Here is a 26,859-nt window from a genome sequence, read left to right on the forward strand (position 1 = left end):
CCCCCGTACCGGCCGTGCCGGTCGTGCCGGGCCGGGTGCCGGCACGACCTTCGCGGTTCAGCGGCCGAGGACCGCCATGGCCGCGTTGTGGCCGGGGACCCCGCTGACCCCGCCGCCGCGGGCCGCGCCCGCCCCGCACAGCAGGACGTTCGGGTGCCCCGTGGCCACGCCCCAGCGGCCGGTGCCCTCGGCGGCCTCCGCGTACGGGAAGACCAGGTCCCGGTGGAAGATGTGGCCGCCGGGCAGGCCGAGTTCGCGTTCCAGGTCCAGCGGGGTCTTGGCCTCGATGCAGGGCGCGCCCGCCGCGTCGGGGGCCAGGCAGTCGGCCAGGGGCTCCGCGAGGTGCTCGTCGAGGGCGGCCAGGGTGCGGCGCAGGAGTTCGGCCCGGGTGCCCTCGTTGTCCTCGCGGAACAGCCGGGCCGGGGCGTGCAGTCCGAAGAGGGTGAGGGTCTGCCAGCCGCGGGCCGCGGCCTCCCCGCCGAGGATGGACGGGTCGGTGAGGGTGTGGCAGTAGATCTCGGAGGGCGGCACCTCGGGCAGTTCGCCCGCCGCCGCCCGGCTCCGGGCCCGGGCCAACTGCTCGTAGCCCTCGGCCACGTGGAAGGTGCCGGCGAACGCCTCGCGCGGGTCCGCGTCCGGGTCCTTCAGTCGGGGCAGCCGGGTGAGCAGCATGTTCACCTTCAGCTGGGCACCCTCCGGGGCGGCCGGCGGGGTCTCGCCGAGCAGGCTCGCCAGGGCCCTCGGGGAGGCGTTGACCAGGACGTGCCGGGCGGCGATCCGGCCCTCGCCGTCGGCGGTCCGGTAGCCGACCTCCGCCTCCGTGCCGTCGGTGTCGATGCGGACGGCCTCGTGGCCGGTGCTGATCTCGGCGCCCGCCGCCCGGGCCGCGTCGGCGAGGGCGTCGGTGAGGGCTCCCATGCCGCCCACCGGAACGTCCCAGTCCCCGGTGCCGCCGCCGATGACGTGGTAGAGGAAGCAGCGGTTCTGGAGCAGGGAGGGGTCGTGGGCGTCGGCGAAGGTGCCGATGAGGGCGTCGGTGAGGACGACCCCGCGGACCAGGTCGTCGGTGAACCACTCCTCCACCGCCCGACCCAGCGGCTCCTCGAACAGCATCCGCCAGGCCCGCTCGTCCCCGACGCGCTCGCGCAGCGCGGCCCGCTCCGGCAGCGGCTCCGTGAGCGTCGGGAAGACCCGTTCGGCGACCCGGGCGGTCAGCGCCTGGAACTCCTGCCAGCGCGCGTACTCCCGGTCACTCCCGGTGAGCCGGGCGAAGGAGGCCCGGGTGCGGTCCCCACCGCCGCCGACCAGCAGCCCGGTGGGCTTTCCGTCCCGTACGACCGGCGTGTAGGAGGACACGGTGCGTTTGCGGACCTCGAACCCGAGCCCCAGGTCCCGGACGATCCGGCCGGGCAGCAGCGAGACCAGGTAGGCGTAGCGGGACAGCCGGGCCTCCACCCCGGCGAAGGGCCGGGTGGACACGGCGGCTCCCCCGGTGCGGTCCAGTCGTTCCAGGACCCGTACGGACTTCCCGGCGCGGGCCAGGTAGGCCGCGGCCACCAGCCCGTTGTGCCCGCCACCGACGACCACCACGTCGTATCCGCGCCCGGGGGCGCCCTCACGCTCTCGGCTCATGGCCCTTCGTAACACGCTCCCGCGGCCCCGTACCAGGGGGCGTACCGGCCGGCGGCCGGGAGTCGGGCGGGAGGAGTCGGGCGGGGCCCCCGGCCGGGGTCAGACGTCCACCGGGGGCATGGCGCTGCCGTAGGGGAGGCCCTGGCCGCGTTCGGCGGCGACCTTGCGGTACAGGGCGGCCGCCTCGGCGGTGCGCCCCAGGCGCTCCAGGCAGTGGGCCTCGTCCCCGTGGGCGGCGAGGGTCTCGGGGTGACCGGGTCCGAGGGTCCGCTCGCGGGCCTCGGCCACCGCCCGGTACAGCGACAGCGCCTCCTCCCAACGGCCCAGCCAGCCCAGGCCGACGGCCACCTCGCGGCGGCTGACCAGGGTGTCGGGGTGGTCGGGGCCCAGCACCCGGGCCCGGATCCCGCCCACCTGCCGGGCCTCGGCCACGGCCTCCTCCCAGCGGGCGAGCCGGCCCAGGTTGACGCCGAGACCGTGCCGGGCGCGCAGGGTCTCCGGGTCCTCCGCCCCGTAGGCGCGGGTGCGGTCGCGGACCAGGCCGCGGTAGAGGTCCAGGGCCTCGGCGCTGCGGCCGAGCCGGCCCAGGCCGATGCCGGTCTCGTAGCGGGCGGCGAGGGTGTCGGGGTGGTCCCGGCCCAGGGTGCGCTCCCGGGCGGCGGCCACCGAGCGGTAGGTCTCCAGGGCCTCCTCCCAGCGGCCGAGCCCGCCGAGCAGGTAGGCGACCTCGTAGCGGCTGGTGAGGGTCTCGGCGTCCTCGGGTCCCAGGAGCCGGGCCCGGTCGGCGGCGACCGCGGTGACCGTCGCGAGGGCCTCCGCCGGGCGGCCGAGTCCGCTCAGGCTGTGGGCGAGGTTGTGGCGGCAGCGCAGGGTGTCGGGGTGGTCCGGTCCGGCGGTCCGCTCCCGGATCGCGAGGACCTGCGCGTACAGCTCGTACGCCTCCTGGTGACGGCCCAGCCGGTCGAGCACGTACGCCATCTCCTGGCGGGCGGCCAGGGTGCCGGGGTGCTCGGGGCCGAGGGCCGTGCCGCGCAGCTCCGCGACGCGGCCGTACTCGATGAGCGCGTCGGCGGCCCGGCCCGCCCGGACCAGCGCGAAGGCCAGGGCGCAGCGGCCCGCGAGGGTGGCGGTGTGTTCGGGGCCGAGGGTCTCGGCGCGGCCGGCGGCGGCCTCCCGGTGGGCCTCGACGGCCTCGGTCCAGCGGCCGGCCCGGCCGAGGGCCAGGCCGTGGGCGTAGCGCGCCTCGGGGTCGGGGCCGGTGGCCGCGGCGGTTCCGGCGGGGCCGGACAGTCGGGGGTCGGCGGGGCGGGCGGGGCCGCTCCCGGCGGCGTGCCGGGGCGGGGGCCCCGAGGGCGCGGGCCGGGCCGGGCGGGTCCAGACCCCGGTGAGGGCGCGGGCCCAGGCGCCGCTGTCGCGGGTGCCGGCGGGCAGTACCCGGGGTCCGTGGCCCAGGGCGCGGGCCCAGGGGGGCAGCGGGGGCGCCGGGGTGGTGGGGTCGGTGCCGGCCGCGGGTCCGACGGGGGTCGGAGGGGCGGCGGTGTGGCCGGTGGGGGCCGGGTAGGCGGCGTGGGCGGTGGGAACCCCGCCGACGGCACCGGATGCCGTCGGTGCCCCGAGGTCGCCGGTGGTGTGGTGGGTCCGCCCGGTGCCGGGGCCGGGCGGGGCCGACAGCGGGGCGGGTGCGGCGGGGACGTGGGGCCGGGCCGGGCCGTGTTCGGCGGTCCGGGCGTCGGTGAGGCGGAAGAAGAGGGTGCGGGCGTCCCGTGGGCGGGCCTCCGGCTCCTTGGCGAGCAGGTCGAGGACGGCCGCCTCGAAGGAGGCCGGGAGTTCGGGCCGGTGGGTGCGGAGCGGCTCGGGCTCGGTGTCACGGTGCCCCACCAGCACCGACCAGGAGTCCCCGAGGTCGAACGGCGGGGCGCCGGTGGCGATCTCGTAGAGGACGCAGCCGAGGGAGTACAGGTCGCTGCGGTGGTCGACCTCGTTGCCGGCGATCTGTTCGGGCGACATGTAGTGCGGGGTGCCCATGGCCATCCCGCCGCCGTTCAACTTCGCGGTGAAGCCGATGTCGTGGGCGAGGCGGGCGATGCCGAAGTCGCAGATCTTCACCGTGCCGTCGGTGAGCCGCATGATGTTGGCGGGCTTGAGGTCCCGGTGCACGATGCCCTGCTCGTGGGTGTACGCGAGGGCGGCCGCGACCTGTTCGGCGATGTCGAGGACCTCCTCGACGGGGAGCGGGCGCTGCTCGTTCTCGTCGAGGAGCTGGCTGAGGTTGCGGCCGTGCAGCAGTTCCATGACGAGGAAGAGGGCGCCGCCCTCGGCGCTGTCGTCGCCGAAGTCGTGGACCACGGTGACCCCGCGGTGCTGGAGCGAGGCGGCCACGCGGGCCTCCCGGCGGAAGCGCTCCTTCAGGACGCGGGCGAAGTTCGGGTCGTGGTCGGGTCCGAACGCCTTGAGGCATTTGACGGCGACCTGCCGTCCCAGGGACTCGTCGCGTGCCCGCCAGACCTCGCCCATGCCACCGCGCCCGATGAGATCGAGCGGCCGGTACCTGCCCTGGATCAGTCTGGTTTCCGCCAGTTCCGCCATGTCGTGTTGCCGCCCCCGTCGTGGTGCCGTGCCCTCCCCGGCCCGACCAGTATGGCCGTCCCCCCGTGCAGTGTGTACGGGGAGGGGCGGCTGCCGGGACCCAGGCGCGCCATCGCTCTCAAGATGTGACCCGGCGGCAGCCGCCACCGCAACCGGGCGGGGACGGCGCGCAGCAGGAGGCCGGTGAGGCGCAGGCGACGGGTGACGCGGTGGGCCGGTGGGACGGCACGACCGTACAGGTGGTGCGCGTATCCGGGCAGGCAGCCGTAGGCCAGGGCGGCCACCGGGGGCCACAGCAGGGCCCGGAAGGGGCGGAGGACGGCGGGGACCGGGGGGCGCCTCAGGAAGGCGTCGACGGCCCGCGCGTCGGGCCCCGCGGCGAGCTCGGGGAGGACCTTCCGGAAGTACGCGGCGAGGGCGGCGGTGCTGTCGGGGACCCGTTCCGGATCGAGTCCGACGAGCCGGGCGGACCTACGATTTTCGGCCACGTAGGCGTCGGCCTGGGCGTCGGTGAGGCGGACTCCGGAGCGGCGCAGCACGTGCAGGAAGGAGTCGATCTGTGCGCAGTGCACCCAGAGCAGGAGGTCCGGGTCGTCGACCCGGAAGGGGGTGCCGGTGGTGGGGTCGTCCGCGCCGAGGCGGGCGTGGATGCCGCGGACCCGGGCCCCGGCGCGCTCCGCGGCCTCGGTGGTGCCGTAGGTGACGGTGCCGACGAAGTCGGCGGTGCGCAGCAGCCGTCCCCAGGGGTCCTGGCGGAAGTCGCTGTTGGCGAGGACGCCGCGGACGGCCCGGGGGTGGAGGGCCTGGAGCCAGAGGGCGCGGATCCCGGCGATCCACATGACCGGGTCCCCGTGCACGTTCCAGGTGACGGAGCCGGGTCCGTGGAGGCCGGGGTCGGGCGGGGCCGCCCCGCCGGGCCGGGGGCCGGATCGGGACCGCGGGCCGGGCCGCGGCGCGGACTCCGGTACGGGCTCCGACGCGGGGTCCGGTACGGACGCGGAACCGGGCTCCGGTACGGGCTCCGGTACGGGTGCGGTCATCCGTGGCCTCCTGCGGCCGGGTCGCGCGCGGCCGGGTCACTTGCAGGCGAAGCGGATCGCCTCCACCGGGCGGAACTCCATGGGCGGCAGACCGGCCGCCTCGAAGACGACCACGTCGCTCGACTCCAGTGTGATCCATCCGGCGGTCTCGTTCGCCTTCCGGTCCGCGCGGGGGCCGTCCACCCCGCTGTCGACGTCGGTGCGCAGGCGGCTGAGTTCCCAGTGCCGCCCGCCGAAGGTGAGGTTGCCCACCCCGCAGTGGGTGTAGAGGTCGTACGGGTACCAGGTGCCTTGGCGCGGTGCGGCGGGCCCGCGGCGCGGGTGGTCGGCGTCGGGGGCGCCGAGCGCGGGCCGCTCCTCCCCCGCGGCCACCGGCCGGGGGGACGCGACCGCTCCCGCGCAGCCGGTGAGCGCGAGGAGCAGCGCCAGGGCGGGGAACAGCCGGGGCGTGCGGGGCATGAGGGGCACCTTCCGTCCGAAACGGTGATCCCCCCTGTGACGCGCCGCCCCCGCCCCCGGTTCCCCTCCCGCCCTGGTCACCGGGTCGGGCCGGGGGCTCCGGGAGCGGTGGGCGGGGTCAGCGGCGGACGCGGGGCATGCCGAGGCCGATCCAGGAGATGATCTCCCGCTGGATCTCGTTGTTGCCGCCGCCGAAGGTGAAGATGACGGCGCTGCGGTAGCCGCGTTCGAGTTCGCCGTGCAGGACCGCGCCGGCGGAGCCGTCCTTGAGGGATCCGGCGGAGCCGACGACCTCCATGAGCCAGGCGTAGGCGTCGCGGCGGGCCTCGGAGCCGTAGACCTTGACGGCGGAGGCGTCCTGGGGGGTGAGGGTGCCGTCCTGGGCGGCGTTCACCATCTGCCAGTTGAGCAGTTTCATGGCGTCGAGCCGGGCGTGGGTGCGGGCCAGTCGGCCGCGGACCCAGCCGAGGTCGATCACGCGTCGCCCGTCGGCCAGTTTGGTCTCGGCGGCCCAGCGCTGCACGTCGTGGAGGGCGCGGATGGCCATGGTGCCGTGGGCGGCGAGGGTGACCCGTTCGTGGTTGAGCTGGTTGGTGATCAGGCGCCAGCCCTTGTTCTCCTGGCCGACCCGGCGGGAGGCGGGGACGCGGATGTCCTCGTAGTAGCTGGCGGTGGTGTCGTGGGAGGCGAGGGTGTTGATCACGGTGCAGCTGTAGCCGGGGTCGGACGTGGGGACCAGCAGCATGGTGATGCCCTTGTGGGCGGGGGCCTGCGGGTCGGTGCGGACGGCCAGCCAGACCCAGTCGGCGGTGTCGCCGTTGGTAGTCCAGATCTTCTGGCCGTTGACCGTGTAGGTGCCGGTCTCCTCGTCGCCCTCGCGGACGGCCTTGCACTTCAGGGCGGCGAGGTCGGTGCCGGCGTCGGGTTCGCTGTAGCCGATGGCGAAGTCGATCTCCCCGGAGAGGATCCCGGGGAGGAAGTACCGCTTCTGTTCCTCGGTCCCGAACTGCATGATCGTCGGGCCGACGGTGTTGAGGGCCATCAGCGGCAGCGGGACCACGGCCTGGGCGGCCTCGTCGAAGAAGATGAACTGGTCCATGGCGGACATCCCGCGGCCCCCGTACTCCCGGGGCCAGCCGACGCCGAGCCATCCGTCGGCGCCGAGCCGGCGGATGGTCTCGCGGTAGAACCTCTTCTGGGCCGCGGGGTCCCCGTAGCGCGTGGAGACGTCCGCGGGCACCAGCTCGGCGAAGTAGGCGCGCAGTTCCGCGCGCAACTGCTGCTGCTCAGGCGTGTATTCGAGGTGCACGGCCCCTCCAGGACTCCGGCTGCTCGGCGGCGCACAGAGTAGAACCTGTTCCAAGAATCCGGAAGGGGCCCGGGGTCGGACCGCCCGCTCCCGGCGGTCCGCCCGGGAGCGGGCCGCCGGACGGTGGACGAGGCGCCGACCGCGGGCCGACCGCCCCGCGGAAGCTCCGAACGGACGGCCCGGGTCCGACTCGGATCGAACGACTCGGGTCGAACGGAGTCGGACGGGGCGGGTCGGGGCGGTGTGCGGGGCGGGTCGGGCCCGGACGGCGCCCGTCCGGGCGGACGGTTCGGATCAGACGGCGGCGGGGGCGACCGCCGGCCGCCCCGCGCCCAGGGCGGTGATGAGGTCCGCGGCGGCCCGGACCATCGCGGCCCGTCCCGCCGACAGGTAGGTGCGGGAGTCCACGGCGCCGGGATGGGCGTCGAGGTGGGCGCGGATGGCGTCGGTCATGGCCACGTTGAGGGCCGTGCCGATGTTCACCTTGGCGATGCCGCCGGCCACGGCCGCCGCGAGCTCCGCGTCCGGGAGGCCGGAGGACCCGTGCAGGACCAGCGGGACGTCCACGGCGGCGGACAGCCGGGCCAGCAGGGCGTGGTCCACGGCCCCGGTGCGGGTGGTCATGGCGTGCACGGAGCCGATGGCCACGGCCAGGGCGTCCACCCCGGAGGCCGCCGTGAAGGCGCGGGCCTCCTCGGGATCGGTGCGGGCGCCGGGGGCGTGCGCGTCGAGGGGGGCGGCCCCGCCCTTGCCGCCGACCTCGCCGAGTTCGGCCTCGATCCACAGTCCGTGGGCGTGGGCCCACTCGGCGGCGTCCCGGGTGGCGGCCAGGTTCTCGGCGTAGGGCAGGTGGGAGGCGTCGATCATGACGGAGCCGAACCCGGCCGCGGCGGCCTGCCGCAGCAGGGCGGGGCTCTTGACGTGGTCGAGGTGGAGGCCGACGGGAACGGCCGCCTCCGCGGCGGCCGCGGCGGCCGCGGCGGCCAGCGGGAGCAGCCGGCCCTGCCGGTACTTGACGGCGTTCTCGCTGATCTGGAGGACCACGGGGCTGCCCACGGACTCGGCCCCGGCGATGACCGCCTCGGCGTGCTCCAGCGTGATGATGTTGAAGGCGGCGATCGCGCCGCCCCCGGCGGCGGCGCCGGCGACCAGGGTGCCGGTGGGGACGAGGCTCATCGGGCCTCCCCGGCCAGGATCACCGAACGGGTCAGGTGGCGGGGGCTGTCCGGGTCCAGGCCGCGGCGGGCGGCCACGGCCAGCGCGAGGCGCTGGGCGCGGACGAGTTCGGCGAGGGGGTCCAGGGTGCCCTGGACCCACTGGCCGCCGGTGGCGGCGACCTGCTCGGGCAGGCCTGTCGGGGCCTCGCCGAACATCCAGGTGGCGCTGGTCTCCCCGGTGACGCTGATCGGGCCGTGCCGGTACTCCATCGCCGGGTACGCCTCCGCCCAGGAGAGGGACGCCTCGCGCATCTTCAGGGCGGCCTCCTCGGCGAGCCCGGCGGTCCAGCCGCGGCCGAGGAAGGTGAACTGGGCGCGGCCGTCGAGCCCTTCGGGGAGGGGGTCGGCCAGGGCGGTGCGGGCGTCGGCCACGGCCCGGGGGGTGTGCGCGCCGACGTGCGCGCGGAGCAGGGTGAGGGCGGTGGTGGCGAACCGGGTCTGGACCACGGAGCGTTCGTCGGCGAAGTCCAGGGTGACCAGGGCGTCCGCGAGGGCGGCGACCGGGGTGTCGGGGTCGCCGATGACGGCGGTGGTGGGGACGGTGCCTCGCAGGGCGGCGAGCAGGTCGAGGACCTCGGTGGTGGTGCCGGAGCGGGTCAGGGCGATCACCCGGTCGTAGCGGCGCCCGGTGGGGAACTCGGAGGCGGGGAAGGCGTCGGTCTCCCCCAGTCCGGCGGACTCCCGCAGGGCGGCCGCGGCGCGGGCCATGAAGTAGGAGGTGCCGCATCCGGTGATCGCGACGCGTTCCCCGGGGGCGGGGAGGGCCGTGCGGTGGGCGGGGGCCAGTTCGGCGGCGCGCTGCCAGCACTCCGGCTGCGAGCCCAGTTCCTGCGCTGCGTGACTCATTCCAGACGACTCCCTCGGGACCTCTGTGCGTGTTCATGCAAGTTAGCGCGTGGTTTCGAGCAACTTCAAGCATCGACGGGAGGAAGGTGCCCGCCGGTGGGCCGTGCGAGGGCCCGTCGTCGCGCTCCTGGGCCGCCGTGTCGGGACCCTGCCCCGGGACGGCGCGTACGATGCCGGTCGGCCCGGACCCGCCCGCCGAGGGGCCGGACCCCGACCCCGAGGATGCCCCATGTCCCGCGACGCCCGTTGGAAGACACTGCTGGACCTGCTCGTCGAGCGCGGCCGCCTGGACGTGGACAGCACCGCCGCCGAGCTGGGGGTCTCCGCCGCCACGGTGCGCAGGGACTTCGACCAGCTCGCCGAGCAGCAGTTGCTGGTCCGCACCCGTGGCGGGGCCGTGGTGCACGGCGTGTCGTACGAGCTGCCGCTGCGCTACCGCGGCTCCCGGCAGGCCGCCGAGAAGCAGCGGATCGGCACGGCCGTCGCGGAACTGGTCGCCCCGGGCGAGGTGGTGGGCCTGACCGGCGGCACCACCACCACCGAGGTGGCCCGCGCCCTCGCGAGCCGGGCGGACCTGGCCGGGGAGGGCCCGGGCACGGTCACCCTGACGGTGGTCACCAACGCCCTCAACATCGCGGCCGAGCTGGCCATCCGCCCCCAGTTCAAGGTGGTGGTCACGGGCGGGGTGGCCCGCCCGCAGACCTACGAGCTCACCGGACCGCTCGCCGACGGGGTGCTGGGGCAGATCTCCCTGGACACGGCCGTCCTCGGCGTGGACGCCTTCGACCCGCGGGACGGGGCCGGCGCCCACGACCAGGACGAGGCCGCCATCAACCGACTGCTGTGCGAACGGGCCCGGCGGGTGGTCGTCGCCACCGACTCCAGCAAGCTGGGGCGGCGCGCCTTCGCCCGGATCTGCGCCGCCGACCGGGTGGACGTCCTCGTCACGGACGGGTCGGTGGCCCCGGCGACGGTGGCGGAGTTCCGTGACGCGGGTGTCGAGGTGCAGGTCGTCTGAACCCCCGTTCCCGACGAACTGCCGTACTCCCCGGCACCCGCGCCACGCGACGGAGCGCCCCTGGCGGGCGGCGGAACGGGCGGACCGGACCGGCCCCCGGCGGGCGGCACGCGGGCAGCGGGGCACGCCCCGGCCCGTACGGCCCTCCCACCTTCGGTCACGCCCCCGGCCGGGAACAACGCCGAAAGCTGCAACAATCGGTCACTCTGGATGACCGATGGAGGTAGGGGTGCTGGAACGGCACGAGCTGGAGGGTTTCCTGGCCCTCGCCGAAGAACTGCACTTCGGACGTGCCGCGGACCGCCTCACGGTGTCCCGCGCCCACATCAGCCAGACCATCAAGAAGCTGGAGCGGCGGATCGGCGCCCCGCTGTTCCTCCGCACCAGCCGTCGGGTGGCGCTCACCCCGATCGGCGAGCGGCTGCGCGCGGACCTGCTCCCGCACCACCGCGGCATCACCGAGGCCGTGCACCGCGCGATGGCCGCCGCCCGGGGCACCACGGGCACGCTGCGCGTCGGCTTCGTCGGGGCGCTGTGGGGCCAGTTGTTCGTGCTGGCCGCCGACGCCTTCCGGGACTCGCACCCCGACTGCTGTGTGGACCTGCGGGAGTACGCCTTCGGCGTGGCCCAGGAGCCGGTCCGCAGCGGCGAGGTGGACCTGATGAACGCGAGCTTCCCGGTGCTGGAGGAGGACCTCGTGACGGGCCCGCCGCTGGTCCGCGAGCCCCGCATGCTGGCGATCTCCTCGGCCCATCCGCTGGCCGCCCGCCCGTTCCTGACGATCGCGGACCTGGCCGGCCTCACGATGATCCGCACCCCGACGATGCCCGACTACTGGACCCGCTCCCGGACCCTGCTCGGCGACGAGGAGCCGCTGCCCGCCACCCCGCAGGGCCCCCGCGCGACCTCGCTCCAGGAGGGCCTGGCGCTGATCGCCGCCGGCAAGGGGGTGTACCCGGTCGGCGCCCAGGTGGTCCGCTTCTACCAGCGCCCCGACCTGGCGTACGTCCCCCTCACGGACGCCCCGGTGCTGGACTGGGGCCTGGTCTGGAAGGCGGGCCACGAGACCCCCCTGCTGCGCGCCTTCACCGCGACCCTCGCCACCGTGGCGGCCGCCTCCGACCACCCCGGCACCCCCGACGCGTCCTCCGCGGTGTTCCCCGCCCGGGACTGACCCGTCCGGGACTGGCCCGTCCGGGTGACCGTCGCGGACGGGCGGAGCGGCGCGCCGGGGAGCGGCCCGTCCGCCGGGCTCCGTCCACGAGAGCCGATCCGCCGACGGTGACTGGCCGGGGCCGGGGCTTCGGCAGGGCCCCGGTGGTGGGTCAGGGGTGGGCCGGGTGGGGGGAGAGGTGGGCGGCCTCCTGGGTGAGGGCCGTGAGGACGCGGGCGAGGAGGGGGTGGGTCTCGGCGCCGCGGCGGACCGCGGCGAAGACGCGGCGGGTGGGGCCGGAGCCGGTCACGGGGCGGACCACGGTCTCCTTGAGTTCCGTGCCGCGCAGGGCCGAGCGGGGGACGAGCGCGACCCCGGCGCCGGCTCCCGCGAGCGCGACCACGGCCCGGAAGTCGTCGGAGGTGTGGGCCATGCGGGGCTGGAAGCCGGACTGTTCGCAGGCCAGGACCACCACGTCCTGGCAGGGGTTGCCGGGGCTCTGGCCGATCCAGTCGTCGTCGGCGAGGTCGGCGAGGGCGACCGAGGGGTGCGGGGCCAGCGCGTGCGAGGCCGGCAGCACCGCGTCGAAGGGCTCGGCGTAGAGGGGGATCAGGGTCAGGCGGGCGTCGTCGGCCCCCGGGGCCCCGCGGTACTCGACGGTCAGGGCCAGGTCGGCCTCGCCGTCCAGCAGCAGCCGCATGCTCTCGTCGCCCTCGGCGTCGCGGACCCGGACCCGGATGCCGGGGTGCTCGCGGCCCAGCCGGGCCAGGGCGGGGGCCAGGACCTCGGCGATGCCGGTGGCGAAGGCCGCCACCGTGACCTCGCCGGCCGCCCCGGCGGCGTACGCGGCCAGCTCGGCCTCGGCCCGTTCGAGCTGGGCGTGCACCTCGTGGGTGTGCGCGAGCAGGATCTCCCCGGCGGCGGTCAGCCGGAGGCCCTGGCTGCTGCGGGTGAACAGGGCGTGCCCGGTCTCCTGCTCCAGGGCGGCGAGCTGCTGGGAGACGGCGGAGGGGGTGAGGTACAGGGCGGCGGCCGCGGCGGTCACCGTACGGTGGTCCGCCACGGCGCGCAGGATGCGCAGCCGGCGGGGGTCGATCACCCCGCCATTCTGTCAGGCCGGCGGGGCCCCTCCGGACGGCCTGCCTCCGCTCCCGGCGGGCCGGCGCGGGCCGCCGTACGCGGCCCCGACGGGCCCCGCGGGCCCCGCGGCTCCGGCGGGCCGTGCAGCGGGTCCGGCGGAGAACTCCGCCGGACCCGACCGGACCCGACGGACCCCCGGACCCGCTCGACGCGGTCAGCCCTGGAGGGCGGCGCGGGCGTCGACGAAGGCGGCCACGGCGCGCTCCACGTCGGCCGTGGAGTGGGCGGCGGAGAGCTGCACCCGGATGCGGGCCTGGCCCATCGGGACCACCGGGTAGGAGAAGCCGATCACGTAGACCCCGCGCTCCAGCAGCAGTTCGGCCATGCGGGCGGCCTCCGCGGCGTCGCCGATCATGACGGGGGCGATGGCGTGGTCCCCGGGCAGGATCTCGAAGCCTGCCTCGGTCATCTTCGTGCGGAACAGCGCGGTGTTCGCGGCGAGCCGCTCGCGCAGGTCCCCCGCCGACTCCAGCAGGTCCAGGACCTTCAGGGAGGCGGCGGCGATGACCGGCGCGAGGGAGTTGGAGAAGAGGTACGGGCGGGAGCGCTGGCGCAGCAGCTCGACGATCTCGGTGCGGGCCGCGACGTAACCGCCGGAGGCGCCGCCGAGGGCCTTGCCGAGGGTGCCGGTGATGATGTCGACCCGGTCCATGACCCCGTGCAGCTCGGGGGTGCCGCGGCCGCCCGCGCCGACGAAGCCCACGGCGTGGGAGTCGTCCACCATGACCATGGCGCCGTAGCGGTCGGCCAGGTCGCAGATCTCCGTGAGCGGGGCCACGTAGCCGTCCATGGAGAAGACGCCGTCGGTGACGATCAGGGTGCGGCGGGCCCCGCCCTCGGCGGCCGCCTTCAGCTGGGCCTCCAGGTCGGCCATGTCGCGGTTGGCGTAGCGGAAGCGGCGGGCCTTGGAGAGGCGGATGCCGTCGATGATCGAGGCGTGGTTGAGGGCGTCGGAGACCACCGCGTCCTCGGCGCCCAGGAGGGTCTCGAACACGCCGCCGTTGGCGTCGAAGCAGGAGGAGTACAGGATCGTGTCCTCCTGCCCGAGGAAGGCCGACAGGCGCTGCTCCAGCTCCTTGTGGACCTCCTGGGTGCCGCAGATGAAGCGGACCGAGGCCATGCCGTAGCCCCAGCGGTCCAGGGCGTCCTTGGCGGCGGAGACGACCTCGGGGTGGTCGGCCAGGCCGAGGTAGTTGTTGGCGCAGAAGTTGAGCACCTCGCCGGGGGCGCCGCCCGCGGTGACGGCGACGGAGGCGTTCTGCGGGGTCCCGATGACCCGCTCGGGCTTGTGCAGGCCGGCCTCGCGGATCTCGTCGAGGGTGGCCCGGAGGTCGGCGCGTACGGACTCGAACATGCTGCGGTCTCTCCCGGAGTGCGGTCGGAATGCGGTGGACGTGACGGCTGGGGGGTGGGGCCGGACCCCGCGGAGGGGGGAGGGTGGTGCGGGGTCCGGCGCCCGCGGAAGGGGGTGGTGGACCGACCCCCGTGGATGGTGCGGGTGCCCGCCGGTCCGTTCGCGCGGGCCGGCGGGGCGGGGTGGGGCTCAGGCGGTCCAGTCGAGGATGATCTTGCCGCTGCGGGCGGTGGCGGCCTCGTCGAACGCGGCCTCGAAGTCCCGGAAGGAGTAGCGGCCGGTGATGACCGGGCTCAGGTCCAGGCCGCCTTCGAGCAGCACCGTCATCGCGTACCAGGTCTCGAACATCTCCCGGCCGTAGATCCCCTTGATGGTGATCATGGAGGTGACGATCTTGGCCCAGTCCACCGGGAACTCCTGGGCGGGCAGGCCCAGCATCGCGATGCGGCCGCCGTGCGTCATGTTGTCGATCATGTCGCGCATGGCCTCGGGACGACCCGACATCTCCAGGCCGATGTCGAAGCCCTCGCGCAGGCCCAGCCGCTCCTGCGCGGCGGCGATCGAGGATTCGGCCACGTTCACCGCCAGGGTGGCCCCGGCCTTGCGGGCCAGCTCCAGGCGCTCGGGACTGATGTCGGTGATGACCACGTTGCGGGCGCCGGCGTGCCGGGCCACCGCCGCCGCCATGATGCCGATCGGGCCCGCGCCGGTGATCAGCACGTCTTCGCCGACCAGCGGGAAGGACAGCGCGGTGTGCACGGCGTTGCCGAAGGGGTCGAAGATCGCGGCCACGTCCAGGTCCACCTTGGTGCGGTGCACCCAGACGTTGGAGGCGGGCAGCACCACGTACTCGGCGAAGGCCCCGTCCCGGCCCACGCCCAGGCCCACCGTGCTGCGGCACAGGTGGCGACGGCCCGCCAGACAGTTGCGGCACTTCCCGCACACCAGGTGGCCCTCGCCGCTCACCAGGTCGCCGACCGCGATCTCCCCGGCGCCCGCGCCGACCGCCGCGACCTCGCCGACGAACTCGTGGCCGAGGATCAGCGGGGCCTTGACCGCGCCCTGCGCCCAGCCGTCCCAGGCCCGGATGTGCAAGTCGGTACCGCAGATCCCGGTCCGCAGGACCTTGATCAGGACTTCGCCGGGTCCGTACTCGGGCTCGGGCACGTCCATGAGCCGGAGTCCGGGCTCGGCCTGGTGCTTGACGAGTGCCTTCATGGGTTCGGCTCCGCGGGGGGTGAGGGGGTGTGCGCCTCGCGGGAGACCCACGCGCCACACGGTCATCGTTGACGATCACCAATCTGACCGGTGACCGGCTGGACGTCCATCGAGGATTTCTTAAGCGGGCCGACAGCGGAACTTCACGCCTATGCTCCTCACGTGCCGTCGGGCACGGGCCGCGGTGGGCGCCGCGGGGAGGGGTGAGTGAGGGTGACGGGCGTGCCGAGCCTGCGGAGCCGTGCGCTGTCCGCAGCATTCGTGATGGCCGGGAGACGCAGACGGTGGGCGAGCGCCGAGGCGGTACGGGCCCAGGTGGCCTCGACCGCGCGGCGGCCCGCCTCCCACCTGCCGCCGCGGAGCCTGGCCCGGGCCGCGACGGTGTCCCGGAGCATCGTGGGCGCCTGGCCCGTCTACGACGTGGCCCCCCGCGACCGGGAGCCCGCCGCCCGGGTGCTGTACCTGCACGGCGGCGGCTTCATCGACGAGCTGGTCCGCCCGCACTGGTCCCTGGTGCGCACCCTGGTGGCCGCGGCGGGCGCGCACTGCGTGGTCCCCGCCTACACCCTCGCCCCGCGCGGCACCGCCGACCGCACGGTCCCCGTGGCGGCGGACCTGCTGAGCGGGCTGGTGGAATCGGGCGGGCCGGGCCCGACGGTGCTGATGGGGGACGCGGCCGGGGCGGGACTGGCCCTGGCGGCCGCGCAGCGCCTGCGCGACCGCAACGGCGTGCAGCCGGACCGGATCGTCCTGATCTCCCCCTGGCTCGACCTGTCGCTGAGCCACCCGGACCAGTCCGCGCTGGAGGCCCGGGACCCGGTGCAGACGCGGGCCGGGCTGCGGGAGGCCGGCCGGCTGTACGCGGGCACCCTCGACGCCCTGGACCCGCGGGTCAGCCCCCTGTACGGCTCCCTGTCGGGGCTGGCGCCGCTCACGGTGTTCAGCGGCACCCGGGACGTGCTGGCCACGGACAGCCGGGAGCTGATCGCTCGGGCCCGCGCGGCGGGCACCCCGGCCGAGCTGTTCGAGGCGGAGGGACAGGCCCACTGCCACCCGCTGCTGCCGGTGCCGGAGGGCCGGGCGGCGCGCGAGCACATCGTCCGCATGCTGGCCGAGAGCTGACCGGGACGAAGCGAGCGGGCGCGAGCGGACCCGAGCGGACGCGTGCCGACGCCGGTCCGTGCGGCGCCGGGGCCCGGCGGCGGGTCCCCTCGTTCGGGTGAGCGTACGTCCGGGCCCTTGCGGACCGTGGCCGGCCGCCTACGCTGACGGGATCGCGGCCGGTCACGAGAGCTCGGGCGAGGTGGACTGGGTGGACACGGAACGGAGCGGGACGGGCGCGGGCCCCGGCACGGGCGGCCCGCTGCGGCGCCGCGGACACACCGAAGCCGGGCTCACCGCACAGCTGGCGGCCCTCGGCCTCGCCCCCGGCTCGGCGCTCCTGGTCCACGCCTCGATGCGCTCGGTGGGGCCGGTGACGGCCGGCCCGAACCCGCCGCACGACCGCGGCACGGGCGGCGGCAGCGGCACGGGACCGGACGGTGGGGCCGCCGCCGTGGTGCGGGCCCTGCGGAGGGTCCTCGGACCGGCCGGGACCGTGGTGGTGCCCTCCTTCACCCCGGAGAACTCCGACACCTCGACCGCCTACCTGCGTCGGATCCGCGGCATGGACCCCCGGCAGGCGGCCGAACTCCGGGCGACGATGCCGCCGTTCGACCCGGACCGCACCCCGGCCCCCGGCATGGGGATCCTCTCCGAGACGGTCCGGCGCTCCCCCGGCGCCCTGCGCAGCGGCCATCCGCAGACCTCCTTCGCGGCCCTGGGCCCGGCCGCCGACAAGGTGCTCTCCGGGCACCGGCCGGACTGCCACCTCGGGGAGGACTCCCCGCTGGCCCGGCTGTACGAGCTGGACGCGCCGGTCCTGCTGCTGGGCGTGGGCTTCGACCGGTGCAGCGCCTTCCACCTGGCCGAGTACCGGGTGCCCGCGGCCCCGCGCCGCCGCTACCGGTGCGTGACCGCGCCCGACGGGGTGCGCCGCTGGTGGGAGTACGAGGACGCGGTGCTGGACGACTCCGACTTCGGGGCGCTCGGGGCGGACCTCGCCCGCGCGCACCCGGAGCTGGTGCGCTCCGGTCCGGTGGGCGCCGCGGCGGCCCGGCTGCTGCCGCTGCGCGCCGCGGTGGACTTCTCGGTGGACTGGCTGCCCCGGAACCGGTCGTACGGTTCGCCCGGCGACGGAGCCCGGGTCGATCGGGCCGCGTCCGACGAGGGTCCCGGCCCCGGGCCGGCCGACCGCTGACGGGGGTGCCCGGAAGTCGACGCACCGGCCCCCGCACCCGCTCCGGGCGACAGCTCCCGGACCTCGGCGTTCAATGGGCTGTATGGGTGGAACACCGGGCAGGACGGACCGGGGGGCCGGAAGGCGGCGCGCGGCCGGAGGGCGGCGGAGAGCCGTCCTCGGCGTCCGCGGCCCGCTCGTCGTATCGGGGCTGGCGGCCGTGCTGCTGGTCGCCGGGACCACCGGGGCGGTCGGCCTGCCGGCCGCCGGTCCGGGGGCGGCGACCGTGGCCGCCGCGGATCCGGTGCTGCCGGCGCCGCCGGGGCCTCAGCTGGACCGGGCGAAGGTGGACCGTGCCCTGGACCGCCTGGACTCGTACGTGGACACCGTCATGAAGAGCACCGGAGTGCCGGGGATCTCGGTGGCCGTGGTCTACCGGGACGAGGTGGTCTACCAGAAGGGGTTCGGCGTCCGTGAGGTCGGCAAGAGCGCCGCGGTCGACCCGGACACCGTCTTCCAACTGGCTTCCGTCTCCAAGCCGCTGGCGTCCACCGTGGTGGCGGGCGTGGCCGGTGAGAAGGGCGGGCCGGGATGGGACACCCCGGTGGCGGAGGAGCTGCCCGGGTTCACGCTGAAGGACCCGTGGGTGGGCTCGCACGTCACCGTCGCGGACCTGTTCTCGCACCGCAGCGGCCTCCCCGACCACGCCGGTGACCTGCTGGAGGACCTGGGCTTCGACCAGCAGTACATCCTGGACCACCTCAAGGAGGAGCCGCTCGCCCCCTTCCGCGACTCCTACGCGTACACCAACTTCGGGCTGACGGCGGCCGCCGAGGCGGTGGCACGGGGCCGGGGCACCAGCTGGCAGGCGCTGAGCCAGGAGGTGCTGTTCGGGCCGGCCGGGATGGAGGACACCAGTACCGAGTACGCGGCCTTCGCGGCGGCGACGGACCGGGCGGTGGGGCACGTCAAGGGCGCGGACGGGGCCTGGCGCCCGGGGCCGGTGCGGGATGCCGACGCGCAGGCCCCCGCGGGCGGCACCTCCTCCACGGCCCGGGACATGGCCCGCTGGCTGCGGCTCCAACTCGCGGGCGGCACCCTCGACGGCCGCCGGATCGTGCCGGAGCAGCAGCTCCTGGACACGCACCGGCCGCAGATCACCTCGCAGCCCGCGCGGAACCTCACCGGCCGCACCGGCTTCTACGGGCTGGGCTGGAACGTCTCCTACGACGACCAGGCCCGGCTGCGGCTGAGCCACACCGGCGCCTTCGACCTGGGCGCCAACAGCAACGTCACCATGCTGCCGCTGGAACAGCTGGGCATCGTGGTGCTGAGCAACGGAACCCCGGTCGGTCAGGCCGACGCGATCGCGCTGGACTTCTTCGACACCGCCCAGTACGGCAAGCCGCGCACGGACTGGCTGCCGGTGACCGCCGCCCTGTACGCGCAGGCGGAGGACGAGCACCCGGACGCCCGCTTCGACCGGCCGCCCGCCTCCCCCGCTCCGGCGGGCCCCGACACGGACTACACCGGGACCTACCGGAGCGCGTTCTACGGCCCGCTGACGGTGCGTTCGGGTCCGGAGGGGCTGACCCTCTTCCTGGGTCCGGAGCCGATGCGGTTCCCGCTGCGGCACTTCGACGGGAACACGTTCAGCATGGAGACCCGCGGCGAGAACGCGGTGGGCCGGACGGCCGTCGAGTTCGGGGACGGCACGGTCCGCATCGAGTACCTGGACGAGACGGGGCTGGGCACCTTCACCAAGGCGTCCTCCGACCCCTCGGCGGAACCCTCCGGCACCGCGCGTCCGACCGGAACCGCCACGGGCGGCCCGAGCGGAACCCCGACCGGCCCCTCCGACAGCGGCGCTCCGAGCCCGTCCGGGGAGTGACGGACGGGCTCCCCGCACCGCCTTCGGTATCGATTTCGCTGGAGTCGGCCATTCCTCTGGCGGCGCCGCGACCCTGGCCCATAATCGTCTGCACCAGCGGCCTGAAACACACTCGGGGCCGGGTCGGGGGACACGTATGCGACGGGGGGCAGCGTGCCGGAAGACGAACCGAGGGACCGGGTGCCCGGAGGGTGCCCCGGGACCGCCCGGCGGGGCACCGTACCGGGCCGCGCACAGGAACTGTCCCGGCTCATGACCGCCGTCCGCCGGGGCCGGGTGGTCACGGTCACCGGGCGGCGCCGGGCGCCCGCCGGACTGCTCGTCCGCTCGCTCGCGGACCGGCTGTCCTCCAACTTCTTCGACGGCGTGGCCCTGGTGGCCCTGGACCGGCCCTCCGGACCGGCCGAGCTGACCGGTGCGCTCGGCGCGCTGCCGGGCATGCCCTTCCTGCCCTGCGGCTGCACCGATCCGCTCTCCTGGCTCGCCGAGCGGGACATGCTCCTCGTCCTCGACGGCACCGAGGAACTGACTCCCGAAGGGCTGGACTGGCTCGGCCTGTTACTGGGGTCCGCGCCCGGCGTCCGGGTCCTCGCGGCCGGCCGGCACCCCCTGGGGCTGCCCCGGGAGCGCGTCCACCGCATGTAGGGCGCCGGCGGCCCGGGAACCGGAAGGCCACGGGGCCGGGGTGCCGTGCGGGCATGGGCGCCACCGCCACCCCCCGGGCACCAGGTGTGGTGCTCGGAGCCATGGGCAGGGCACGGGGGCGTGCCTAACGTTCCCGCCATGACGAACCACAACCGGCCGGAGCCGATCGGCCGCACCGCCCTGGTCACCGGCGGGGGCAGCGGCATCGGGCTGGCCTGCGCCCGCGCCCTGGCCGCCGCCGGGGCCACCGTGCACATCGTCGACCGCAACGCCGTCGCGGCGAAGGAGGCCGCCGCGGAGACCGGGGGTCACGCCCACGTCGTGGACCTCGCCGATCCGACGGCCGTGGCCGGACTGCCCGCCGCCGTGGACATCCTCGTCAACAGTGCCGGGCTCCAACACGTGGCCCCCGTCGAGGAGTTCCCACCGGAGCGGTTCGAGCTGATCCAGCGGGTGATGGTGACGGCCCCGTTCCTGCTGGTGCGGCACTGCCTGCCGCACATGTACGCCCGGGGCTGGGGGCGGGTGGTGAACATCTCCAGTGTGCACGGGCTGCGGGCCAGCCCCTACAAGTCGGCCTACGTGGCGGCCAAGCACGGGCTGGAGGGGCTCAGCAAGGTGGTGGCCCTCGAAGGCGCCGCGCACGGGGTGACCAGCAACTGCGTCAGCCCCGGATACGTGCGCACGCCCCTGGTGGAGGGTCAGATCGCCGCGCAGGCGGCCGTGCACGGCATTCCCCCCGACCGGGTCGCGGCCGAGGTGCTGCTGGACCGGACGGCCATCAAGCGGCTGATCGAACCGGAGGAGGTGGCCGCCGTCGCGCTGTGGCTGTGCGGCCCCGACACCGGCTTCCTCTCGGGAGCCTCGATACCGGTGGACGGGGGCTGGACCGCCCGCTGACCGGGCCCGCTCCCCCACGCGGCCGCACCCCGGCCCGTACGGCGCCCCGTCCTCCGCCCGCGCGGAGGGCGGGGCGCCGTCCATCCGTCGGGCGGTCGGGCGGGGCACCGGGGCGGCCGGTCGGTCATCGGACGGTCTGCGCGACGCGGCTCACGCCGGGCGGCCCTGGACTTACTAGGACGTCCAACTATATGTTCGTGGCACAAGGTCCGCGGTGCAGGGAAGCCGGTGTGAATCCGGCACGGTCCCGCCACTGTGACCGGGGAGTGTGCCGCCGTCCCCACGCCACTGGCGAAGTCTGCCGGGAAGGCGGGCGGCACGCGGGGATCCGGGAGTCAGGATACCGGCCGCGGAACGTTCCGTGTTGTCCACGAGGATGGAGCAGACACGCATGGCACCGGTCCGTACCCACGACCCTGGTGATCCGGCGAAGCGAACGACGGCGCCCCGCGCGTCCGCGTAGCTCCGCGACGGCCTGGCGCTCCGCCGCCGCCGTCGCTGTCCCACGGCCCGCCCCCGCGCACCCACCCACCCGGTGCGGGCGCCGGTGTGCCGTGCCATCCCCGGATCCGACCTGACGAGAGAGCAGGCAACCATGGTCCGTGAACTCACCCACTTCATCGGCGGAAAGCACACCACCGGCACCTCCGGGCTGTTCGCCGACGTCCACGACCCCAACACCGGCGCCGTCCAGGCCCGCGTCCCGCTGGCCGGACGCGCCGACACCGAGGCCGCCATCGCCGACGCCGAGGCGGCGCAGGTCGACTGGGCGCGCTGGAACCCGCAGCGGCGGGCCCGCGTGCTGCTGCGCTTCCTCCAGCTCGTCGAGGGCGAGCGCGAGGCGCTGGCCCGACTGCTGTCCGCCGAGCACGGCAAGACCGTGGCCGACGCCCACGGCGATCTCCAACGCGGCCTGGAGGTGGTGGAGTTCGCGGCGGGGATCCCGCACCTGCTGAAGGGGGAGTTCACCGACAACGCCGGTACCGGCATCGACGTGCACTCCCTGCGCAGCCCCCTCGGGGTGGTCGCGGGCATCACCCCCTTCAACTTCCCCGCGATGATCCCGCTCTGGCAGGCGGCCCCCGCCCTGGCCTGCGGGAACTCCTTCATCCTCAAGCCCTCCGAACGGGACCCGTCGGTGCCGCTGCGGCTCGCGGAGCTCTTCCTCGAAGCGGGGCTGCCGCCGGGCGTGCTCAACGTGGTCAACGGCGGCAAGGAGGCCGTGGACACCCTGCTGGAGGACCCCCGGGTCCAGGCCCTCGGATTCGTCGGCTCCACGCCGATCGCCGCGCACATCTACGCCACCGCCGCCGCGCACGGCAAGCGCGCCCAGTGCTTCGGCGGCGCCAAGAACCACATGATCGTGATGCCGGACGCCGATCTCGACCAGGCCGTGGACGCCCTCCTCGGCGCCGGATACGGCTCTGCGGGGGAACGCTGCATGGCCATCTCGGTGGCCGTGCCCGTCGGGGAGGAGACCGCCGACCGGCTGGTCGCCGCCCTCAAGGAACGGATCGCCGGCCTGCGGATCGGCCGCTCCGACGACCCCGAGGCCGACTTCGGCCCCCTGGTGAGCCGGGACGCCCTGGACCGGGTCCGCCGCTACGTGGACATCGGCGTCGGCGAGGGTGCCGAACTCGTCGTGGACGGACGGGACTTCTCCCTGCCCGGACACGAGAACGGGTACTTCACCGGAGCCACCCTCTTCGACCGGGTCTCCTCCCGCATGCGCGTCTACCGCGAGGAGATCTTCGGCCCCGTGCTGTGCGTGGTACGGGCCGCGAACTTCGAGGAGGCGCTGCGGCTGCCCAGCGAGCACCCCTTCGGCAACGGCGTGGCGATCTTCACCCGGGACGGGGACACCGCCCGCGAGTTCACCCGGCGCGTCAACACCGGCATGGTCGGCGTGAACGTGCCCATCCCGGTGCCGGTGGCCTACCACACCTTCGGCGGCTGGAAGCGGTCCGGTTTCGGCGACCTGAACCAGCACGGCCCGGACTCGGTGCGCTTCTACACCCGGACCAAGACCGTCACCACGCGCTGGCCCTCCGGGGTCAAGGAGGGCGCGTCCTTCACGATCCCCACGATGGGATGAGCGCCGTGAGCAGCACCCTCACCGAGGACCAGCTCGCCCTCGCCGAGGTCACCCTCGACTTCGCACAGGAGCGGTTGGCCCCCTACGCCGTCACCTGGGACCGCACCAAGCACTTCCCCGTGGACACCCTCCGGGAGGCGGCCGCGCTCGGGCTCGGCGGCGTGTACGTCCGCGAGGAACACGGCGGTTCCGGGCTGTCCCGGACCGACGGCGTGCTCGTCTTCGAGACCCTGGCCACCGGCTGCCCCTCCATCGCGGCCTACCTCTCCATCCACAACATGGTCGGCTGGATGATCGACCGCTACGGAGACCGGTCCCAGCGCGCCCGCTGGCTGCCCGGCCTCTGCTCCGCCGCCACGCTGGCCAGCTACTGCCTGACCGAACCGGGGGCCGGCTCCGACGCGGCGGCCCTGCGCACCCGGGCCGTCCGCGAGGGCGACCACTACGTCCTGACCGGGGTGAAGCAGTTCATCTCGGGGGCCGGGGCGGCGGGCGTCTACCTGGTGATGGCCCGCACCGGCCAGGACGGTCCCGACGGCATCTCCGCCTTCGTGGTCGAACGCGAGGACCCCGGGGTCTCCTTCGGGCCCGACGAGCAGAAGATGGGCTGGAACGCGCAGCCCACCCGCCAGGTCGTCCTCGACGGCGTGCGCGTCCCCGCCGACCGGCGGCTCGGCGCCGAGGGCGACGGCTTCCGCATCGCCATGAACGGCCTCAACGGCGGACGGCTCGGCATCGCCGCCTGCTCCCTCGGCGGAGCCCAGAGCGCCCTGGACCGCAGCCTGTCCTACCTGGCCACCCGGCGCGCCTTCGACCGGCGGCTCCTGGACGCGCAGGCCCTCCAGTTCCGGCTGGCCGACATGGCCACCGAACTCGCGGCGGCCCGCGCCCTCGTACGCCAGGCGGCCGAGGCCATGGACGCCGGCGACCCGATCGCCCCGCGCCTGTGCGCCATGGCCAAGCGGTTCGCCACCGACACCGGGTACGCCGTCGCCGACGCGGCCCTCCAACTCCACGGCGGCTACGGCTACCTCAGCGAGTACGGCATCGAGAAGATCGTCCGCGACCTGAGGGTCCACCAGATCCTGGAAGGGACCAACGAGATCATGCGCGTCATCGTCGCGCGCGGGCTCACGGAGAACCTGCGATGAGCAACGACATCCCCACCGCCCCGGCCGCCGGGGACGAGGAGCACGTCCTCCTGCGCACCGAGGGCCGCGCCGCGTACCTCACCCTCGATCGCCCCCGGGCCCTCAACGCCCTCACCCACCCCATGGTGCTGCGCCTCGAACGGGCCCTGCGGGCCTGGGCCGAGGATCCGGCCGTCGAGGTGGTCGTCCTGTCCGGGGCGGGCGAACGGGGGCTGTGCGCGGGCGGCGACATCCGTGCCATCCACGCCGACGCCCGTGCGGGCGGCACCGCCTCGGCCGCCTTCTGGCGGGACGAGTACCGGCTCAACGCCCTCATCGCCCGCTACCCCAAGCCGTACGTCGCCCTGATGGACGGCATCGTCATGGGCGGCGGCGTGGGCGTGTCCGCCCACGGCAGCGTCCGCGTGGTCACCGAACGGTCCCGGGTGGCCATGCCCGAGACCGGCATCGGCTTCGTGCCCGACGTGGGCGGCACCTACCTGCTGGCCCTCGCCCCGGGGGAACTCGGCACCCACCTGGCCCTGACGGGCGCCCCGGTGGGCGCCGCCGACGCCCTGTTGTGCGGGCTCGCGGACCACTTCGTGCCGTCCGCGGACCTGCCCGCCCTCGCGGCGGAGCTGGCCGAGTACCCGGTCCGCTCGGTGCTGGAGCGGTACGTCCGGCAGCCGCCGCCGGGCGAGCTGGCCGCCGCCCGCCCGTGGATCGACCACGGATACGCCGGCGACGACGCCGAGGAGATCGTCGACCGGTTGCTGTCCGCCGGGGAACCGGCGGCCAAGGCCGCCGCGGACACCCTGCTCGGCAAGTCCCCCACCGCCGTCAAGGTCACCCTGGAGGCCCTGCGCCGGGCCCGGCGCCTCGGGCCGCTGGAACGCGTCCTGGAGCAGGAGTACCGCGTCTCCTGCGCCGCGCTGGCCTCCCCCGACCTGGTCGAGGGGATCCGCGCCCAGGTCATCGACAAGGACCGCGCCCCGCGCTGGTCCCCGGCCCGCCTGGCGGAGGTCGACGCCGCCGACGTGGACCGCTGGTTCGCCCCGCGCGGCGCGGACGAGCTGCGGCTCGACGCGCCCTCCCCGACCCAGGAGGTCGTCTGGTGAGCAGCACCGTCGCATTCTTCGGACTCGGTCACATGGGCGGTCCCATGGCCGCCAACCTCGTGAAGGCCGGGTACCGGGTCCTGGGCTTCGACCTCGTCCCCGAGCTCGTGACGGCGGCCGTCGCCGCCGGGGTCGAGGCCGCCCCCTCGGCCGCCGGGGCCGTGGCCGAGGCCGACGCGGTGGTCACCATGCTGCCCGCGGGGCGGCACGTCCTGGCCCTGTACCGGGAGCAGGGCGTGCTGGCGGCGGCCCGGCCCGGGACGCTCTTCGTGGACTGTTCCACCATCGACGTGGCCGACGCCCGGGCCGCCCACGAGGCCGTGGTCGCCGCCGGGCACCGGGCCCTGGACGCCCCGGTGTCCGGCGGAGTGGTGGGCGCCGAGGCGGGCACCCTCACCTTCATGGCGGGGGGCGGGGCGGAGGAGTTCGCCGCGGCCGCTCCGCTGCTCGACGCGATGGGCCGCAAGGCCGTGCACTGCGGGGACGCGGGCGCCGGGCAGGCCGCGAAGATCTGCAACAACATGATCCTCGCCGTCTCCATGATCGGCGTCAGCGAGGCCTTCGTGCTCGCCGAGAGCCTGGGCCTGGACCACCGGGCGCTGTACGAGGTGGCGTCCACGGCCTCGGGGCAGTGCTGGGCCCTGACCGTGAACTGTCCCGTGCCCGGGCCCGTCCCGGGCAGCCCCGCCAACCGGGAGTACCGTCCCGGTTTCGCGGCCCCGCTGATGGCCAAGGACCTCGGGCTCGCCGCGAACGCGCTGCGGGCCGGCGGGGTCGAGGCTCCGCTGGGTCTCAAGGCCGCAGAGATGTACGCCGCGTTCGCCGCCGGGGAGGGAGCCGAGCTCGACTTCTCGGCGATCGTCCGCACCCTCCGCCCCGCCGGCACCCGAGAGAACGGAACCCCCGCATGACGTACGAGACCATCCGGCTGGAGCGCAAGGGCCGCGTCGCCCTGCTCACCCTGGACCGGCCCGAGGCCCTGAACGCCCTGAACCTCCAGGTGATGCGGGAGGTCGTGGCCGCGACCGAGGAGCTGGACCGGGACCCGGACGTCGGCTGCATCGTGCTGACGGGTTCCGCGAAGGCGTTCGCCGCGGGCGCCGACATCAAGGAGATGCGTCCGCAGGGCTACCTGGACATGTACCTCTCGGACTGGTTCACGGCCTGGGACCGGCTCGGGGCGGTCCGTACCCCCACCCTCGCCGCGGTGTCCGGCTACGCCCTCGGCGGCGGCTGCGAACTGGCCATGCTCTGCGACGTCCTCCTCGCGGCGGACACCGCGAAGTTCGGGCAGCCCGAGATCAAGCTCGGGGTGATCCCGGGCATCGGCGGATCGCAGCGCCTGACCCGGGCCGTCGGCAAGGCCAAGGCGATGGAGCTGTGCCTGACCGGCCGCACCATGGGTGCCGAGGAGGCCGAACGCGCCGGGCTGGTCTCCCGGATCGTCCCGGCCGACGAGCTGTTGGACGAGGCCCTGGCGGTGGCGACGACCATCGCCGGGATGTCCAAGCCGGTCGCGATGATGGCCAAGGAGGCCGTGAACCGGGCCTTCGAGACCACCCTCACCGAGGGGGTCCGCTTCGAACGGCGGCTCTTCCACGCGGTGTTCGCCACCGCGGACCAGAAGGAGGGCATGACGGCCTTCGCCGACAAGCGACCGCCGCTCTTCACGCACCGCTGACGCCCGTCCCCGACCACCACCGCTGACACCCACTGCCACGCGTCGCGGGGCCGGGAGACGAAACGCGTTCGACCAAGACCGTACGAGTGAAGAAGTGAAGTCCTGAATCACGGCCCGCAGGGGGCCGGACGGGGAGAGGGGGAAGGGCC

The 26,859-nt window shown here is 75.2% G+C and carries 22 protein-coding genes and 1 riboswitch; of the genes, 12 read left to right on the forward strand and 10 right to left on the reverse strand.

The window, feature by feature from the left end; translation table 11 throughout:
• Positions 1 to 57 precede the first annotated feature (57 nt).
• From ABTZ17_RS15235 to ABTZ17_RS15265, 7 genes are all read right to left on the reverse strand, one after another.
• Complete coding sequence (locus ABTZ17_RS15235; protein WP_352196066.1) at positions 58 to 1,632, reverse strand: phytoene desaturase family protein; 1,575 nt, start codon at positions 1,630 to 1,632, stop codon at positions 58 to 60.
• A 99-nt stretch (positions 1,633 to 1,731) separates the two neighbouring features.
• Positions 1,732 to 4,209: a serine/threonine-protein kinase gene (locus tag ABTZ17_RS15240; RefSeq protein WP_352196087.1), complete on the reverse strand. Its 2,478-nt coding sequence runs from the start codon at positions 4,207 to 4,209 to the stop codon at positions 1,732 to 1,734.
• Positions 4,191 to 5,258: an oxygenase MpaB family protein gene (locus tag ABTZ17_RS15245; RefSeq protein ID WP_352196067.1), complete on the reverse strand. Its 1,068-nt coding sequence runs from the start codon at positions 5,256 to 5,258 to the stop codon at positions 4,191 to 4,193. Before ABTZ17_RS15245 ends, ABTZ17_RS15240 begins: the two co-directional genes overlap by 19 nt.
• Before the next feature lie 36 nt (positions 5,259 to 5,294).
• Positions 5,295 to 5,717, reverse strand: coding sequence for a hypothetical protein (locus tag ABTZ17_RS15250; protein WP_352196068.1), 423 nt, complete (start codon positions 5,715 to 5,717; stop codon positions 5,295 to 5,297).
• A gap of 118 nt (positions 5,718 to 5,835) precedes the next feature.
• Positions 5,836 to 7,026 carry an acyl-CoA dehydrogenase family protein gene (locus tag ABTZ17_RS15255; protein ID WP_352196069.1) on the reverse strand — a complete coding sequence of 397 codons (1,191 nt, stop codon included), beginning with the start codon at positions 7,024 to 7,026 and terminating at the stop codon, positions 5,836 to 5,838.
• 294 nt (positions 7,027 to 7,320) lie between these two features.
• A complete protein-coding gene (locus tag ABTZ17_RS15260; protein WP_352196070.1) occupies positions 7,321 to 8,202 on the reverse strand; it encodes a class II fructose-bisphosphate aldolase in 882 nt (293 codons plus the stop codon).
• Positions 8,199 to 9,089, reverse strand: coding sequence for an SIS domain-containing protein (locus ABTZ17_RS15265; RefSeq protein WP_352196071.1), 891 nt, complete (start codon positions 9,087 to 9,089; stop codon positions 8,199 to 8,201). Before ABTZ17_RS15265 ends, ABTZ17_RS15260 begins: the two co-directional genes overlap by 4 nt.
• 229 nt (positions 9,090 to 9,318) lie before the next feature.
• Here ABTZ17_RS15265 and ABTZ17_RS15270 point away from each other — a divergent pair, with 229 nt between their 5' ends.
• Positions 9,319 to 10,107, forward strand: coding sequence for a DeoR/GlpR family DNA-binding transcription regulator (locus tag ABTZ17_RS15270; RefSeq protein WP_352196072.1), 789 nt, complete (start codon positions 9,319 to 9,321; stop codon positions 10,105 to 10,107).
• Between the two features lie 217 nt (positions 10,108 to 10,324).
• Positions 10,325 to 11,281, forward strand: a complete 957-nt coding sequence (locus tag ABTZ17_RS15275) for a LysR family transcriptional regulator (protein WP_352196073.1) — start codon at positions 10,325 to 10,327, stop codon at positions 11,279 to 11,281.
• 151 nt (positions 11,282 to 11,432) lie between these two features.
• Here the strand turns inward: ABTZ17_RS15275 and ABTZ17_RS15280 are convergent, their stop codons facing one another.
• The 3 genes from ABTZ17_RS15280 to tdh all read right to left on the reverse strand — a co-directional run bounded on the left by ABTZ17_RS15280 (position 11,433) and on the right by tdh (position 14,972).
• Positions 11,433 to 12,359, reverse strand: a complete 927-nt coding sequence (locus tag ABTZ17_RS15280) for a LysR family transcriptional regulator (RefSeq protein ID WP_352196074.1) — start codon at positions 12,357 to 12,359, stop codon at positions 11,433 to 11,435.
• Positions 12,360 to 12,554: 195 nt separating this feature from the next.
• Positions 12,555 to 13,754: a glycine C-acetyltransferase gene (locus ABTZ17_RS15285; RefSeq protein WP_352196075.1), complete on the reverse strand. Its 1,200-nt coding sequence runs from the start codon at positions 13,752 to 13,754 to the stop codon at positions 12,555 to 12,557.
• 189 nt (positions 13,755 to 13,943) lie between these two features.
• Positions 13,944 to 14,972: an L-threonine 3-dehydrogenase gene (gene tdh / locus ABTZ17_RS15290; protein WP_352196076.1), complete on the reverse strand. Its 1,029-nt coding sequence runs from the start codon at positions 14,970 to 14,972 to the stop codon at positions 13,944 to 13,946.
• A gap of 222 nt (positions 14,973 to 15,194) precedes the next feature.
• On the opposite strand from tdh, the gene ABTZ17_RS15295 reads away from it, so the two are divergent.
• From ABTZ17_RS15295 to ABTZ17_RS15340, 10 genes are all read left to right on the forward strand, one after another.
• Entirely contained in the window at positions 15,195 to 16,094 is a 900-nt protein-coding gene (locus tag ABTZ17_RS15295; RefSeq protein WP_352196077.1) for an alpha/beta hydrolase fold domain-containing protein, read from the forward strand.
• A 241-nt stretch (positions 16,095 to 16,335) separates the two neighbouring features.
• Positions 16,336 to 17,271, forward strand: coding sequence for an AAC(3) family N-acetyltransferase (locus ABTZ17_RS15300; RefSeq protein WP_352196088.1), 936 nt, complete (start codon positions 16,336 to 16,338; stop codon positions 17,269 to 17,271).
• An 82-nt stretch (positions 17,272 to 17,353) separates the two neighbouring features.
• Positions 17,354 to 19,141 carry a serine hydrolase gene (locus ABTZ17_RS15305; RefSeq protein ID WP_352196078.1) on the forward strand — a complete coding sequence of 596 codons (1,788 nt, stop codon included), beginning with the start codon at positions 17,354 to 17,356 and terminating at the stop codon, positions 19,139 to 19,141.
• A 252-nt stretch (positions 19,142 to 19,393) separates the two neighbouring features.
• Positions 19,394 to 19,786, forward strand: coding sequence for a hypothetical protein (locus tag ABTZ17_RS15310; protein ID WP_352196079.1), 393 nt, complete (start codon positions 19,394 to 19,396; stop codon positions 19,784 to 19,786).
• A gap of 138 nt (positions 19,787 to 19,924) precedes the next feature.
• Entirely contained in the window at positions 19,925 to 20,686 is a 762-nt protein-coding gene (locus ABTZ17_RS15315; RefSeq protein ID WP_352196080.1) for a 3-hydroxybutyrate dehydrogenase, read from the forward strand.
• 195 nt (positions 20,687 to 20,881) lie between these two features.
• A riboswitch (cobalamin riboswitch) is annotated at positions 20,882 to 21,052 on the forward strand.
• A 229-nt stretch (positions 21,053 to 21,281) separates the two neighbouring features.
• A complete protein-coding gene (locus tag ABTZ17_RS15320; protein WP_352196081.1) occupies positions 21,282 to 22,781 on the forward strand; it encodes a CoA-acylating methylmalonate-semialdehyde dehydrogenase in 1,500 nt (499 codons plus the stop codon).
• Entirely contained in the window at positions 22,778 to 23,932 is a 1,155-nt protein-coding gene (locus ABTZ17_RS15325) for an acyl-CoA dehydrogenase family protein (protein ID WP_352196082.1), read from the forward strand. The genes ABTZ17_RS15320 and ABTZ17_RS15325 overlap by 4 nt, the downstream gene beginning before the upstream one ends.
• On the forward strand, positions 23,929 to 25,029 hold the full coding sequence (locus ABTZ17_RS15330; protein ID WP_352196083.1) for an enoyl-CoA hydratase/isomerase family protein: 1,101 nt from the start codon (positions 23,929 to 23,931) through the stop codon (positions 25,027 to 25,029). Before ABTZ17_RS15325 ends, ABTZ17_RS15330 begins: the two co-directional genes overlap by 4 nt.
• Positions 25,026 to 25,940: a 3-hydroxyisobutyrate dehydrogenase gene (mmsB, locus tag ABTZ17_RS15335; RefSeq protein WP_352196084.1), complete on the forward strand. Its 915-nt coding sequence runs from the start codon at positions 25,026 to 25,028 to the stop codon at positions 25,938 to 25,940. Before ABTZ17_RS15330 ends, mmsB begins: the two co-directional genes overlap by 4 nt.
• Positions 25,937 to 26,710, forward strand: a complete 774-nt coding sequence (locus tag ABTZ17_RS15340; protein ID WP_352196085.1) for an enoyl-CoA hydratase — start codon at positions 25,937 to 25,939, stop codon at positions 26,708 to 26,710. Before mmsB ends, ABTZ17_RS15340 begins: the two co-directional genes overlap by 4 nt.
• The last annotated feature ends 149 nt before the right edge of the window (positions 26,711 to 26,859 follow it).

The sequence above is a fragment of the Streptomyces sp. NPDC097619 genome, from assembly GCF_040302735.1.
Lineage (GTDB): Bacteria > Actinomycetota > Actinomycetes > Streptomycetales > Streptomycetaceae > Streptomyces.

Coding starts and splice junctions, on each gene's coding strand:
- ABTZ17_RS15235 (WP_352196066.1), bottom strand. CDS start 1,632: ATGAGCCGAGAGCGTGAGGGCGCCCCCGGGCGCGGATACGACGTGGTG.
- ABTZ17_RS15245 (WP_352196067.1), bottom strand. CDS start 5,258: ATGACCGCACCCGTACCGGAGCCCGTACCGGAGCCCGGTTCCGCGTCC.
- ABTZ17_RS15250 (WP_352196068.1), bottom strand. CDS start 5,717: ATGCCCCGCACGCCCCGGCTGTTCCCCGCCCTGGCGCTGCTCCTCGCG.
- ABTZ17_RS15260 (WP_352196070.1), bottom strand. CDS start 8,202: ATGAGCCTCGTCCCCACCGGCACCCTGGTCGCCGGCGCCGCCGCCGGG.
- ABTZ17_RS15265 (WP_352196071.1), bottom strand. CDS start 9,089: ATGAGTCACGCAGCGCAGGAACTGGGCTCGCAGCCGGAGTGCTGGCAG.
- ABTZ17_RS15270 (WP_352196072.1), top strand. CDS start 9,319: ATGTCCCGCGACGCCCGTTGGAAGACACTGCTGGACCTGCTCGTCGAG.
- ABTZ17_RS15275 (WP_352196073.1), top strand. CDS start 10,325: ATGGAGGTAGGGGTGCTGGAACGGCACGAGCTGGAGGGTTTCCTGGCC.
- ABTZ17_RS15285 (WP_352196075.1), bottom strand. CDS start 13,754: ATGTTCGAGTCCGTACGCGCCGACCTCCGGGCCACCCTCGACGAGATC.
- tdh (WP_352196076.1), bottom strand. CDS start 14,972: ATGAAGGCACTCGTCAAGCACCAGGCCGAGCCCGGACTCCGGCTCATG.
- ABTZ17_RS15305 (WP_352196078.1), top strand. CDS start 17,354: ATGGGTGGAACACCGGGCAGGACGGACCGGGGGGCCGGAAGGCGGCGC.
- ABTZ17_RS15310 (WP_352196079.1), top strand. CDS start 19,394: ATGACCGCCGTCCGCCGGGGCCGGGTGGTCACGGTCACCGGGCGGCGC.
- ABTZ17_RS15315 (WP_352196080.1), top strand. CDS start 19,925: ATGACGAACCACAACCGGCCGGAGCCGATCGGCCGCACCGCCCTGGTC.
- ABTZ17_RS15320 (WP_352196081.1), top strand. CDS start 21,282: ATGGTCCGTGAACTCACCCACTTCATCGGCGGAAAGCACACCACCGGC.
- ABTZ17_RS15325 (WP_352196082.1), top strand. CDS start 22,778: ATGAGCGCCGTGAGCAGCACCCTCACCGAGGACCAGCTCGCCCTCGCC.
- ABTZ17_RS15330 (WP_352196083.1), top strand. CDS start 23,929: ATGAGCAACGACATCCCCACCGCCCCGGCCGCCGGGGACGAGGAGCAC.
- ABTZ17_RS15340 (WP_352196085.1), top strand. CDS start 25,937: ATGACGTACGAGACCATCCGGCTGGAGCGCAAGGGCCGCGTCGCCCTG.